This is a genomic window from Corynebacterium vitaeruminis DSM 20294 (genome assembly GCF_000550805.1).
In the GTDB taxonomy this organism is placed as follows: Bacteria; Actinomycetota; Actinomycetes; order Mycobacteriales; family Mycobacteriaceae; genus Corynebacterium; species Corynebacterium vitaeruminis.
Map to the genome: position 1 here is coordinate 589,136 of NZ_CP004353.1, position 13,640 is coordinate 602,775.

The window sequence follows — 13,640 nt, forward strand, 5'->3', positions numbered from 1 at the left end:
GCGACCTAGGGGGATCAGAACTTGCTGAAGCGCTTGGTGAGCATCTCCTCGAGTTCCTTCCAGTTCTCTGCGTGCTCGTCGAACGGCGGGGTCGGCGTGTAGCCGGCGGTGTTCGTCGAGCCGAGCATGTAGGAGATGTAGTCCTGCAGGCGCGGGTGCGAGAGGAAGTAGGAGTTGAGGGAGTCGTCGGCGGCCCAGTCGGCGGCGTCGGCAAGCAGCTCGTATGCGCGGGACATCTGGTCGGTGTCGACGGCGTCGAGGCCGGTGGAAATATCGCGGACGATGCCGTTGAAGCTGTAGACGTTGTCGGGGTGCACGGTGACCTCGAGGTCGCCAGCGTTCGCCGCCGTCATGACGTCCTCCCAGGTGGCCACGCGCGCGAGGTCGTGATCCTCGTGCTCGATGATCCAGCGCACGAGTGCCTTGGCGGAGTTGAAGGTGAAGATCTCGCCGTACTTACCCAGGAACACCGGCTGCGCCTTGATGTAGGTGCGCAGCGTGTAGAGGGTGCGGCCGTCGATGGAGACCTTGATCGGGTCGATGCCCGCGGCCGACCACAGGGTGGTGTCGTACGGATCGACCTTCTTGGCCTCTTCCTCCTTGCGCGCCTTCTCCTCCTCGGCGGCCTTCTTCGCGGCGGCCTGGGCGTTGGAGATCTTCGTCTGCGCGGTCGCGGCCTCGCCGTCGACCTTCTTGACGGTCACGCAGGAGTCGAGGGCGTCAAGCACCTTGGCCCAGTTGGTGAGCACGACACGTCCGATGGCGGTCCATTCGCCGAGGCCGTTGTCGCCGGCGAAGTGATCGAAGCCGCGCTCGGGGTTGCTCAGGATCGAGTGGGAGGAGAAGAACACCTGGATGTCGGTGTTGCCGCAGACCTCGCCCAGCGCGCGGGCCATGCGGAAGTTGGCTGCCACGTCCTTGACGTTGCGGCGGTTGGGCTTCTCCGCGAGCAGCGACGGGGTGCCGACCAGGTCGAAGTAGTCGAGCTCGTCGGGGACGACGCGCGCGGCGTCCTTGGAGTTGAAGGCCTCCCACTGCGGGTGCGCCTCGAGGTCGTGCTTGGCGCCGGACTCGAGGAACAGCAGCACCTCGGCGGGGCTCGAAAAGACGTAAAGGTCCTCCCCGGCACCCAAGAACGCCTGCCACTCGGCGCCGTGCTCGCGCCACTGCGGAGCCCACAGGGTGTAGAAATCACCCTCGGTGAGGGAAAGTTTGACGGGGACGATGCCTTTATTTGCCATGGGGATACATGATAGCCGGAACCCCCGCGCACCGTCACCTTTCAGGCCCTATCCGGTGGGCCGGAAATATCCCTTAAAAGCCATGCCCATGTTGGTCTCCCGCAGCGGGTTGAGCGAGACCGGATCGCCCGCCTCGATGATCTCGCCGCCGCCCGCGTACATGGCCACATGCCCGTCCCACACGAGCAGGTCGCCGGGGATGAGCTCGCTGCGCTCGATTTGCCTTCCGACGTTTTGTTCCTCGGCGAGCCTCGGGAGTTCGACGCCGGCCTGGCGCCACGACCATTGCGTCAGCCCCGAGCAGTCGAAGCCGTCCGGGGAGGTCCCGCCCCAGACGTAGGGGGTTCCCAGCATGGTCTTGGCGGCGGCGACGGCCCGCTCGCCTTGGGCGGCGTTGGGTGGCGCGGTAACGGGTGCCGGTTCCGCCTCGAATTCCGGCGTGGGTGAATCCGGGTCCGTGGTGGCGGCGATGGCCGTGAGCTGCTGCGTCGAGGGGTGAAGGCGCGCCTCGGCCTCCTCGAGGCAGGTCATGGCCTCGAACATGTACTTCTCCGGCAGCGCCTGGAGCTGCGCGGCGGCGGCGAGGGAGGACGGCCCGGGGACGAAGAGCGGCGGCAGGAGGGATATGGCCTCGGCGAGCATCGCCTCGGCGAGCGCGGTCAGTTGCGCCCTCACGTTCTCGAACTCCGACTCGATGCGGGGGAGGAGGTCGCGTGCCTTGCTCGCGTCGCCGTTGAGCGAAGCTGCGTCGTCGACAAGCGACGCGTGCGCACCAAACTGCCTCGCGAGCTCCTCTGCGACCTCGTAGGAAGGAAACGCCGGGACGGGCGGGAAGAGGCTGGGCGGCAGCAGCATCGACAGCGTGCGAATGCTCGTGATGACGTCCGTCAGCGGGGTCATGGTGCGAGCCTTTCCAGCGTGCCCGCGGTGCCCGCGTCAACCGCCTCGGCGTTGCGCAGTGCCATCGACGTGTGGCGCGCGTGCTGCTGCGCCCTGCTTGCCTGGCGGGAGGCGCGCTCGCACAGCGACGAGTAGCACGCGTTGAGGGCGGTGATCACCGGACCCACCCCGGGCAGCTCCGCGCCGGGCATGGGCGAAGGCTGGGGAATCGCCGCGGATTCGGCGAGCATGCCCTCTATGAGGCGGCTTGCGTGGTCAAGATCGACGTCCATGTGGTGGCTCATACCCTCATTTGACCTGCGCGCCGCGCCGCAGGTTCCTTGGCAGCCGGACCCTGTGAGCGGGAACCGTCGTCTATTGGGGGCTACCATGGAGGCCATGCAGACCCGAATCATTGATCACCCGCTCGCGGCCTCTCGCTTGAGCATCATGCGCGACGAGCGCACGGATAACGCGGGATTCCGCGCGGCGCTCGCCGACCTCGGCACCATGCTCATCTACGAGGCATCCCGCGACCTCGAAGTCGAGAAGTTCCCGCTGACCACACCGGTCGCTACTACCGAGGGAACCCGTCTGCAGGATCCGCCGATCATCGTGCCCGTCATCCGCGCGGGCCTGGGCATGGTCGATCCGGCGCTGTCGATGATCCCCGACGCGCAGGTCGGCTTCATCGGCCTGGCCCGCAACGAGGAAACCCACGAGCCGGTGCCCTACCTCGAGGCGCTGCCGCACGACCTGACCGGCCGCACCGTCTTCGTCGTCGACCCGATGCTGGCCACCGGCGGCTCCCTGCTGCACGCGATTCGCCTGCTCGCCGATCGCGGGGCCACCGACATCACCGCCGTGTGCATGGTGAGCGCCCAGCAGGGTGTGGACGCGCTGGCGAACTCCGGTCTGCCGGTCAAGCTGGTCACGGCCACCGTGGACCCGGAGCTCAACGAGGACGCCTACATCGTCCCGGGCCTCGGCGATGCGGGCGATCGCCTGTACGGTCCGCGCAACATCGACTTCTAGCGTCCACGCCGCCACGTTGGGCGCAGGTAGCAGCCATCTCGTCACGGGGTGGCTGCTTTTTCGCTTTTCGACGTCTAAAGCTGCGAGCCTGAGGCAGACGGAGGCCGCACATACATACCGCACCCGCCGCGCGGGCGAAAGAACGTGACCACTTTAGTGGACACACGGCCCGTCTGCCAGTGGGCATGCTGAAAAGCATGGCAATCGCGGATCCTCAATGGGCCAGTTATGGGCACGGGCTGGGCGTGCGCATCCGCGAAATCCGCAACCAACGGGGGCTGTCCCAGATGCGTCTGGCCGATCTGGCCGGGGTCTCGCGCACCACGATCTCCAACATCGAGCGCAACGAAACCAACGATGGCAAGTTCGCCTCGCCGACGATCCAGACCATCTACTCGATCGCGCGGGCCCTTCACGTCCCACCGGCGGCGCTGCTGCCCGGGGTAGGCGAACAGGTCGGCGATCGCTACGTCGGCAACCCGAAGGATCTCCCCATCGATTTCAGGTGGCCGAACGACCCCACCGACTTCATGGCCTTTGAGTCGCGCTATCGCATCGCAGGCCACATCACGGACAACCCGCGCTTCGACTCCACCCAGCGCCTGCTCCTCGAGGACTCGGGGCGCGGCGAGCTGCCCCTTCCCGCCGGAGACGATGCCGGAGAGGCGGAGTAGCAGCCCTCCGGCTGCAGGAAGGCTAGAGCCTTGCCACCAGCGCGCTCACTGTTCGTGACACCGACTCCAAGAGCTCGGCGGCCTCGTGGCGCCGGGAGAGATCGCCCGGGTCTTGGGTGATCTCGATGTAGATCTTCGCCTTGGACTCCGTGCCCGAGGCGCGCGCGATGATCCGCACCCGTCCGGCCTCGTGCTGCCCCAGGAACTGCATCCCGTTCATCGCGGGCAGGCCGCTGACCTCCGCGAGGGAGCGCACCTCGCCGGGGAACCCGAGCAGCTCTTCCCAGGGGACCCTCGACAGCGAGGTGATCAGCGCGGTGGGGTTGACGGTCCTCGCGCTGATCTGGTGCCCGACGTGGACCCCGTAGGCGCGATACAGCTCGTCGAGCTCGTCGAGGAGGGTCAGGCGTCGGGCCTTGAGCTCGGCCGCCCACGCGCAGATGAGCAGGGCGGTGGCGATGCCGTCCTTGTCGTCGACAAGCGCCGGTGCCGGGGCGATGCCGACGGCCTCCTCGCAGCCGTACGCGATCTGCTCGGTGCCAGCGGCGGCCATGAGGTTCTTGAATCCGGTGAGCGTCTGCCGCAGATCCCAGCCGCGGTCGGCGGCGATGGCGGGAAGCAGCTGCGAGGAGACGATGGTGCTGGCGACGATCGGCCGCTTGCCGGTGTCAGACCCGTCCCAGCGCGGGATGAGCCGCGTCGCAAGCAGCGGACCCGTCTCGTCGCCGCGCAGCATCCGCAGCGTACCGTCCTTGCAGCGCACGCCCACCGCGCAGCGGTCCGCGTCGGGGTCGAGCGCTATCAGCACGTCGGCGTCGACCTTCTCGCCGTGGGCCAGCAGTCGCTCGACCGCGGCGGGCTCCTCCGGGTTGGGGAACTCGACGGTGGGAAAGGTGGGGTCGGGGTAGTGCTGCTCGGCGACGGGGAAGATGTGCACGAACCCGGCGGCCTGCAGCCCCTGCATGAGCGCGCGCCCGCCGACGCCGTGCATGGCGGTAAAGGCGATGCGCAGCGAGGCGCGCTCGTTGTTCACGCGCAGCAGGTCGGCTTGCTTGGGGGCCACGAGCCCCACGACGTCGTCGACGTAGCGTCGCAGCTGGTCGGAGGCAGGCCGGACGAAGACGCGCGGGACGTCAACCGCGGGGCCGACGGCGTCGATGCAGCCCTCGATCTCGCTGGCGGCCGCGGAGCTGATCTGCCGACCCAGGCTGGTGTAGACCTTGTACCCGTTGTCGGGGGCGGGGTTGTGCGAGGCCGTGATCTGCACGCCGCCGTCGAGGTGCCACTGCTTGATGAGCCAGGGCACGATCGGCGTCGGGGTGGTAGTGGGCATGAGGAAGACCTCGAAGCCCGCGCCCGCGAAGACCTCGGCGGTGGCCGTGGCAAACGCGTGCGAACCATATCGTGCGTCGTACCCGACGACGATGCGTAGCGCCGCGTCGTCCTCGTGGAATGCTAGCCCGATGCTGGGCGCGGAGTCGCCCGGGTAGACGGACTCGACCGCGTGGGGCGACTGCGCTGCCTGTTCCGCGAGCCAGGCGGCAACGCCGGCGCTGATGCGGGTGACCTGGCGCACGTTCATCTGGTTATCCGCCGGTCCTACCGGCGCGCGCATGCCCGCGGTGCCAAAACTCAAGCTCATTTCGTACCTCGCCCTAAAGCTGTTCTTTCCTATTGAAACTACTCGGTTTCCGTGCGGTTCGTTGTGGTCCTTGCTTGCTTGTCGACGCTTGTGCCTTCGCTGTGACGGACTCCCCGAGGCCGGTTCGGGATCAGGGCGGGGGAGTTACTAGGATTTGAGTTAAGCGCAAGGAAAGGGGTTGGCGAGGTGCCGCAAAGCGTCTTGGAACATGTCCACTCGTGGATTGAATCGCACCACGATGAGGTAGTGGGGTGGCGACGACACATCCACGCCCACCCCGAGCTCTCCCACATGGAGTACCGGACGACGGACTTCATCGAGTCGACGCTGCGCGAGTACGGCCTCAACCCGGTCCGCTTCCCGGTGACGGGGCTCATGGTAGACATCGGCCCCGACACCGAGGAGAAGATCGCCTTCCGCGCCGACATCGACGCCCTGCCGATCACCGAGCACCCCGATGAGACGACCAAGGACTTCGTCTCCACGAACACCGGCGTCATGCACGCCTGCGGCCACGACGTCCACATCACCGTCTCGCTGGCGCTGGCCTGCGCCTTGGCCAGCGCCGACCTCAACATCGGTGTCCGGGTGATCTTCCAGCCCGCCGAGGAAGTCATGGAGGGCGGCGCCCCGGAGGTCATCGCCGCGGGCGCTCTCGACGGGGTGGTCAACATCTTCGCCGTCCACGCCGAGCCCAAGCTCAAGGTGGGCAAGGTGGGCGTGCGCACCGGCGCGATCACCTCGGCGGGTGATGTCATCGAGATCAAGGTCATCGGCCCGGGCGGGCACAGCTCGCGCCCGCACCTGACGGCAGACGTCGTCTACGGCCTTGGCAAGCTCGTCACCGAGCTCCCGACGCTCCTGTCGCGCCGGGTCGACCCGCGCACGGCGACGGTGCTGGTCTTCGGTACGGTCAACGCGGGATATGCGCCGAACGCGATCCCGGAGGACGGCAGCGTGTCCGGCACGATCCGCACCGGTGACATCAAGGTTTGGCGCACGATCCAGCCGCTCCTCGAGGAGCTGGTGGGTCAGGTGCTCGCGCCGACGGCCTGCGACTACGAGATCATCTACACCAAGGGCGTGCCCCCCGTGATCAACGACGACGTGGCCACGGCGGTGCTCGCCGACGCCGCGCGCACGATCGGCCCGCAGACCGTGGTGCAGGCGCCGCAGTCCTCCGGCGGGGAGGACTTCTCCTGGTACCTCGAGCACATCCCAGGCTCCATGGCGCGCCTTGGTTGCTGGGACGGCGTGGGGGAGCCGGGCGACCTGCACCAGGCGAACATGCGTGCCGACGAGCGCTGCCTGGAGGTGGGCGTGAAGCTCTTCGGCGCCGTAGCCGACCGCTACAGCCGTGACTTCCACGGCTCCACCGAGAATGTGTTCCTCAAGTAACAAACTTCTGGCCCCCGGCGCGTTTTCACTGGGGGCCAATTAGGTGGCCTCACAAGGGGTTTTCGGCTAGACTTCCCAGTCGTAGCTTCCTGCGCTTTTCGCCTCACCAGGGCGGCGGGTCGCGGGTTGTCCCTTCGCTTTCTAGGCATACCCACACTTGGAGGAACCTTGTCCCAACGTCCTACCCGTATTGTCATCATCGGCGGCGGCCCAGCTGGCTACGAGGCCGCCCTGGCAGGTGCCAAGTACGGCGCTGAGATCACGCTCATCGAGGACAAGGGGCTCGGCGGTTCCGCCGTCATCGATGACTGCGTGCCCTCCAAGTCGTTCATCGCCGGCGCGAACATCAAGACCGACCTTCGCCGCGCCGACGATATGGGCCTTAACAAGGGCATCGGCGGCTCCTTCCTCGACGTGCACGCCCTCAACGATCGCGTGCGCAGCCTCGCCGCCGAGCAGTCCGGCGACATTCACCGCTCGATGGAGCGCGCCGGGATCCGCATGATCGACGGCCGCGGCTCCTTCGACGACTACAACCCGAAGCAGACCCTCCACTACATCAAGGCGGAGACGAAGGACGGCCAGGTTGAGACCATCGAGTGCGACCTCGTCCTCATCGCCACCGGCGCGAGCCCGCGCATCCTCCCCGCGGCGCAGCCGGACGGCGAGCGCATCCTCACGTGGCGCCAGGTCTACGACCTCAATGAGCTCCCCGAGCACCTCATCGTCGTCGGCTCGGGTGTCACCGGCGCCGAGTTCGTCTCCGCCTTCGCGGAGCTGGGCGTGAAGGTGACCATGGTCGCCTCGCGCGACCGCATCCTGCCGCACGACGACGCCGACGCGGCCGACACCCTGGAGACCGTGCTCGCCGAGCGCGGCGTGGCGCTGGAGAAGCACGCCCGCGTGGATTCCGTCGTCCGCACCGAGGACGGCGGCGTGTGCGTGCGCACCGCCGACGGCCGCGAGATTTTCGGCTCCCACGCCCTCATGACGGTCGGCTCCATCCCGAACACGAAGGATCTGGGGTTGGAGAGGCTCGGCATCGAGACGGCCCCGTCCGGCCACATCAAGGTCGACCGTGTCTCGCGCACGAACATCCCGGGCGTCTACGCAGCGGGCGACTGCTCCGACCTGTTCCCGCTGGCGTCGGTCGCCGCGATGCAGGGCCGCATCGCCATGTACCACGCGCTCGGCGAGGGTGTGTCCCCGCTGCGCCTGAAGACCGTTGCCACGGCCGTGTTTACCCGCCCCGAGATCGCCGCCGTGGGTGTCACCCAGGCGCAGGTGGAGGCCGGCGAGGTCACCGCGCGCTCCATCCTGCTGCCGCTGGCGACCAACCCGCGCGCGAAGATGCGCTCGCTGCGCCACGGCTTTGTGAAGCTGTTCTGCCGCAAGCACTCGGGCATCATCATCGGCGGCGTCGTCGTGGCACCGACCGCCTCGGAGCTCATCCTGCCCATCGCGGTGGCCGTGACCAACCGCCTGACGGTGGCGGATCTCGCCGAGACGTTCGCCGTGTACCCGTCGCTGTCCGGCTCCATCACGGAGGCCGCGCGCCAGCTCGTGCAGCACGACGACCTCGGCTAGCCCGCGTCGCTTCGACAGGAGGCGCCACCGAATTTTCGGTGGCGCCCCTTTTTTTGTGTGCATCGCCAAATGGGGGTGATGCAGGTTATATTTGTGAATCTTGGCAAGGGATAAATTAGCAAATTTCTCATCGTTTCTAGCTGGGGAAATGCGCAAACATTACAGGCGGTTGCAAAATTAACGGGTGTGGTGCGACCACAGGGGTGGCTATTGGGGGACGATTCCGCTTATATTAGTTACCTGCATCACAAACAAGAGATGCTGGAGCCTAGCCAACGAAGTGAGGTATGACGTGCCCACCCACACTCAGTCATTCAAGAAGATTCTCGTCGCTAATCGTGGTGAGATTGCTGTTCGTGCGTTTCGTGCCGCGTTTGAGACCGGTGCCGCGACGGTTGCGGTGTATCCGCGGGATGATCGTAATTCTTTCCATCGTTCGTTTGCCTCGGAGGCGGTGTTGATCGGTGAGGGGGGTTCGGCGGTCAAGGCGTATTTGGATATTGATGAGATCATCCGGGCGGCGAAGCTCACCGGTGCGTCGGCGGTGTATCCGGGCTATGGGTTTTTGTCGGAGAATGCCCAGTTGGCTAGGGAGTGCGCGGAAAACGGGTTGACGTTTATCGGCCCGCCGCCGGAGGTTTTGGAGCTCACCGGTGATAAGGCGGCCGCTGTGGCGGCGGCGCGTGAGGCGGGGTTGCCGACGCTGCAGGAGTCGGAGGCCACTGACGACGTGGATGTGCTCTACGAGTACGCGCAGGGGCAAAAGTTTCCGTTGTTTGTCAAGGCCGTGGCCGGTGGCGGCGGGCGTGGCATGCGGTTTGTGCCCCAGTTGGAGGATTTGAAGGCGTTGGCGGCGGAGGCGTCGCGTGAGGCGGCCGCGGCGTTTGGCGATGGTCGTATCTATGTGGAGCGGGCGGTGATCAAGCCGCAGCATATTGAGGTGCAGATCTTGGCGGATGCTCAGGGCCATGTGATTCATTTGTTTGAGCGTGATTGTTCGTTGCAGCGTCGTCATCAGAAGGTGGTGGAGATCGCCCCGGCGCAGCATTTGGATCCTTCGTTGCGGGAGGTGATCTGTGCGGATGCGGTGCGTTTTTGTGAGCACATTGGGTATGTGGGTGCCGGTACGGTGGAGTTTTTGGTTGATGAGCAGGGCAATCATGTGTTCATTGAGATGAATCCGCGTATCCAGGTGGAGCATACGGTGACCGAGGAGGTCACGCAGGTGGATCTGGTGAAGTCGCAGATTCTTATTGCTGCGGGGGCGACGCTTGAGGATTTGGGGTTGTCGCAGGAGGGTATTTCGACGATTGGTGCTGCGTTGCAGTGTCGTATTACCACCGAGGATCCGTCGAATGGTTTCCGTCCGGATACGGGTACGATTTCTGCGTATCGTTCCCCGGGTGGTGCGGGTGTGCGCTTGGATGGTGCGGCGATGTTGGGTGGGGAGATCACCCCGAATTTCGATTCGATGTTGGTGAAGATGACCTGTCGGGGTGCGGATTTCGCGACCGCGGTGGCGCGCGCCCAGCGCGCACTCGCCGAGTTCCACGTTTCTGGTGTGGCCACGAACATCGGCTTCCTGCGGGCGCTTTTGCGCGAGGAGGACTTCCAGCACAAGCGCATCGCCACTGACTTCATTTCCCTGCACCCGTGGCTGCTGCAGGCCCCGCCGGCGGACGACGAGCAGGGTCGCATCCTCGACTACCTCGCCGATACAACGGTGAATAAGCCCCACGGCCCGCGCCCGGTCGTGGCGGATCCCAAGGCGAAGCTGCCTGTCGTCGACAAGCAAAAGAGCAACGAACCGCTGCCGCGGGGCTCTCGTGACGAGCTGTTGCAGCTGGGGCCGGCGAAGTTCGCCGAGAAGCTGCGCGCGCAGGACCGGCTGGCGGTAACGGACACGACCTTCCGTGACGCGCACCAGTCGCTGTTGGCCACCCGCATTCGTTCCAATACCCTCGTGGCCGTCGCCGAGCACGTCGCGCGCTTGACGCCGGGGTTGTTGTCGGTGGAGGCGTGGGGTGGTGCGACCTACGATGTGGCGATGCGGTTTTTGCACGAGGATCCGTGGGAGCGCCTGGATCAGTTGCGTGAGGCGATGCCGAACATCAACATTCAGATGCTTCTGCGTGGGCGCAACACTGTGGGGTATACCCCGTACCCGGATTCGGTGTGTCGGGCGTTCGTGACCGAGGCGGCACGAAGCGGGGTGGATATTTTCCGTATTTTTGATGCGCTTAATGATGTCTCTCAGATGCGTCCGGCGATCGAGGCGGTTCTGGAGACCAACACGACCGTCGCTGAGGTCGGGATGGCGTATTCCGGGGATCTGACCAACCCGGCAGAAAACCTGTACACCCTGGATTACTACCTGAAGCTGGCCGAGCAGATCGTTAACACCGGCGCGCACGTGCTGGCGATCAAGGACATGGCTGGTTTGTTGAAGCCGGCTGCGGCGTCGAAGTTGGTGTCGGCGTTGCGGAAGAACTTTGATCTTCCGGTGCATGTGCATACCCATGACACCGCCGGTGGGCAGTTGGCGACGTATTGGGCTGCTGCGCTAGCGGGTGCGGACGCGGTCGATGGGGCGTCGGCGCCGCTGTCGGGGACGACGTCGCAGCCGTCGTTGTCGGCGATCGTGGCGGCGTTTGCGAACACCTACCGTGATACTGGTCTGGATTTGTCGGCGGTGGGGTCGTTGGAGCCGTATTGGGAGGCGGTGCGCAAGATGTATGCCCCGTTTGAGTCGGGCACTCCTGGGCCGACGGGTCGGGTGTATGCGCATGAGATTCCGGGTGGTCAGTTGTCGAATCTTCGGGCGCAGGCGACCGCGTTGGGGTTGGCGGATCGGTTTGAGTTGATCGAGGATAATTATGCGGCGGTCAATGAGATGCTGGGGCGCCCGACGAAGGTAACGCCCTCGTCGAAGGTCGTCGGTGACCTCGCGTTGTATCTGGTGGGTGCGGGTGTTGATCCGGCGGATTTTGCCGCGGATCCGCAGAAGTATGATATTCCGGATTCGGTGATCGCGTTCCTGCGCGGCGAGCTGGGCACCCCGCCTGGTGGGTGGCCGGAGCCTTTGCGTTCGAAGGCACTCGCCGGGCGCAAGGAGTCCCGCGACACCCTCGCGCCTCTTCCCGAGGCGACCGCGCAGGCCTTGCAGGACGGCGATCGCGGAGTCGTGCGTTCGACGCTCGACTCGCTGCTCTTCCCGAAGCCCGCGCAGGAGTTCGCGGAGCACCGCCGCCACTTCGGCGACACCACAGCGTTGGAGGATGCGGAGTTCCTCTACGGCCTGGCCGAGGGTAAGGAGACCGTCATCCGCACCGCGGATCGCACGGTCCCGATGATCGTGCGTCTCGACGCCGTTGGCGAGCCGGATGAGAAGGGCATGCGGAATGTGGTGTGCAACGTCAATGGCCAGATCCGACCGATCCTCGTGCGCGATCGCAGCGTGGAGTCGGTGACGGCGACGACGGAGAAGGCCGACGCGCACAACCAGGGGCATGTGGCGGCACCGTTTGCGGGCGTGGTCACCGTGACCGCGAAGGCAGGCGAGGCGGTCAAGGCGGGTGATCCGGTCGCGATCATCGAGGCGATGAAGATGGAGGCGACGATCACCGCCACCTGCGACGGCACGATCGACCGCGTCGTGCTCACCCAGCCCACCAAGGTCGAAGGCGGCGACCTCCTCGTCGTCATCGCTTAACGACGCCTTCGGCACCGAAGGCTTTGGGCCCCACGCGGAAGCGTGGGGCTTTCGTCGTTAAGCCTTGGTGGCGACCGAGGAGCTTTCCCTGGCGGGCGTGACGAAGAAGCTGAGCACCGCAATGGCGAGCGCGATGGCGCAGCCGACGACGAACGCCGCGGTCGTGCCGCGCGCCTGGTCGGCGGGAGCGGGGGAGGAGGCGGTGATGGTGAGCACGCCGATCATCGTCGCCGTGCCCAGCGCGCCGCCGAGCTGCTGCAGCGTGTTGACAATCGCCGAGCCGTGACCGTAGAGCCGCTGGGGCAGCGACGCCAGCGACACCGTCATCAGCGGCGTCATGACGAGCGCGAGGCCGATGCAGAACGCCGTGTGGACGGCGATGACCACCGCAACGCGGGCGTCGGCAGTGAAACAAAAGTGCGCCGCAACCATCGAGGTGAGCATGAGGAGGGCGCCGGGGATGATGAGGGGGCGCGGGCCGAGCGAGTCGTAGGCGCGACCGACAAACGGCGACACCGCGCCTTGAAGCAGGCCGCCGGGCAGCAGCGCGAGGCCCGTCACCAGGGCGGAGACCAAAAGGGATCGCTGCAGGTAGATGGGCAGCACGTTGACCATGCCCAAGAGCGCTGCGAGACCCAGCATGAGCATGATCGTGGAGATCGTGAAGTTGCGGGTGGCAAAGGGGGAGAGGTCGAGAAGCGCGTGGTGGCGCGGGGCGAGCCGCAGCTGACGGCGCGTGAAAATCGCAAGGACAACGAGCCCCACGGCGAGGGCTACGAGCGGCACGATCGCGCCGTCGACGAGGTGTCGCAGCGTGGAGAGGCCGTAGACCACGCCGCCGAAGGCGAGGGCAGATAGGAAGACGGAGACGGCGTCGAAGGGCGCCTTGGCGGTCTCGTTGAAGTTGGTCATGAGAGCCGCGCGGACGACGAGGGCAATGGCGGCGATGGGGACCACCGTCCAAAACAGCCAGTGCCACGTGAGGCGGTTGAGGATGATGCCGGAGAGCGTGGGGCCGATCGCCGGGGCGACGGAGATCACCACGGAGTTGATGCCCATCATGCGCCCCTGCTTGGCGGGCTCCACGAGGGTGAGCGTGGCGGTCATGAGCAGCGGCAGCACGATCGCGGTGCCTGAGGCCTGGAGGACGCGCCCGGCGAGGAGCACCCAAAACTGCGGAGCGAGCGCGCACAGCACCGTGCCGAGCGTAAACAGCCCCACGGCGCCGAGGAAGTTGGCGCGGGCGCTAAAGCGCTGGAGCAGGAAGCCGGTGGTCGGGATGACGACCGACATCGTCAGCAGGAAGCCCGTGGTCAGCCACTGCACGACGTCCGCGGTCACTCCAAAGTCCGCCATGATCGCGGGCAAGGCCACCGAGAGCACGGTCTCGTTGAGGATCATGATCGTCGCGGCGACGACGAGCGTGCCGAGAAGGTAGGGGACCTTGGGCGACTTCGTCACGGAGGGGGCCT

Annotated in this window: 10 protein-coding genes; 5 read left to right on the top strand and 5 right to left on the bottom strand. The window is 66.1% G+C overall.

Annotation, left to right across the window (positions count from 1 at the left end; all coding sequences use genetic code 11):
* Positions 1 to 14: 14 nt before the first annotated feature.
* The 3 genes from B843_RS02860 to B843_RS02870 are packed head-to-tail and all read right to left on the bottom strand — an operon-like array spanning position 15 to position 2,425.
* Entirely contained in the window at positions 15 to 1,241 is a 1,227-nt protein-coding gene (locus B843_RS02860) for a hypothetical protein (RefSeq protein ID WP_025252015.1), read from the bottom strand.
* 48 nt (positions 1,242 to 1,289) lie between these two features.
* On the bottom strand, positions 1,290 to 2,141 hold the full coding sequence (locus B843_RS02865; protein WP_025252016.1) for a C40 family peptidase: 852 nt from the start codon (positions 2,139 to 2,141) through the stop codon (positions 1,290 to 1,292).
* Complete coding sequence (locus B843_RS02870; protein ID WP_025252017.1) at positions 2,138 to 2,425, bottom strand: hypothetical protein; 288 nt, start codon at positions 2,423 to 2,425, stop codon at positions 2,138 to 2,140. The genes B843_RS02865 and B843_RS02870 overlap by 4 nt, the downstream gene beginning before the upstream one ends.
* 94 nt (positions 2,426 to 2,519) lie before the next feature.
* Here B843_RS02870 and upp point away from each other — a divergent pair, with 94 nt between their 5' ends.
* Positions 2,520 to 3,155, top strand: a complete 636-nt coding sequence (upp, locus tag B843_RS02875) for a uracil phosphoribosyltransferase (RefSeq protein ID WP_025252018.1) — start codon at positions 2,520 to 2,522, stop codon at positions 3,153 to 3,155.
* 197 nt (positions 3,156 to 3,352) lie between these two features.
* Complete coding sequence (locus tag B843_RS02880) at positions 3,353 to 3,829, top strand: helix-turn-helix domain-containing protein (RefSeq protein WP_025252019.1); 477 nt, start codon at positions 3,353 to 3,355, stop codon at positions 3,827 to 3,829.
* Between the two features lie 22 nt (positions 3,830 to 3,851).
* Here the strand turns inward: B843_RS02880 and B843_RS02885 are convergent, their stop codons facing one another.
* A complete protein-coding gene (locus B843_RS02885; RefSeq protein WP_025252020.1) occupies positions 3,852 to 5,471 on the bottom strand; it encodes a phospho-sugar mutase in 1,620 nt (539 codons plus the stop codon).
* Positions 5,472 to 5,657: 186 nt separating this feature from the next.
* Here B843_RS02885 and B843_RS02890 point away from each other — a divergent pair, with 186 nt between their 5' ends.
* The 3 genes from B843_RS02890 to B843_RS02900 all read left to right on the top strand — a co-directional run bounded on the left by B843_RS02890 (position 5,658) and on the right by B843_RS02900 (position 12,168).
* Positions 5,658 to 6,869, top strand: a complete 1,212-nt coding sequence (locus B843_RS02890) for an amidohydrolase (RefSeq protein WP_025252021.1) — start codon at positions 5,658 to 5,660, stop codon at positions 6,867 to 6,869.
* A gap of 168 nt (positions 6,870 to 7,037) precedes the next feature.
* The gene (locus B843_RS02895) at positions 7,038 to 8,456 is read left to right on the top strand and encodes an NAD(P)H-quinone dehydrogenase (RefSeq protein WP_025252022.1); all 1,419 of its coding nucleotides are present in this window, start codon (positions 7,038 to 7,040) and stop codon (positions 8,454 to 8,456) included.
* Between the two features lie 292 nt (positions 8,457 to 8,748).
* Complete coding sequence (locus B843_RS02900) at positions 8,749 to 12,168, top strand: pyruvate carboxylase (protein WP_025252023.1); 3,420 nt, start codon at positions 8,749 to 8,751, stop codon at positions 12,166 to 12,168.
* Positions 12,169 to 12,225: 57 nt separating this feature from the next.
* On the opposite strand, the gene B843_RS02905 is transcribed toward B843_RS02900, so the two are convergent.
* Positions 12,226 to 13,629 carry a DHA2 family efflux MFS transporter permease subunit gene (locus B843_RS02905; protein ID WP_025252024.1) on the bottom strand — a complete coding sequence of 468 codons (1,404 nt, stop codon included), beginning with the start codon at positions 13,627 to 13,629 and terminating at the stop codon, positions 12,226 to 12,228.
* Between the last annotated feature and the right edge of the window lie 11 nt (positions 13,630 to 13,640).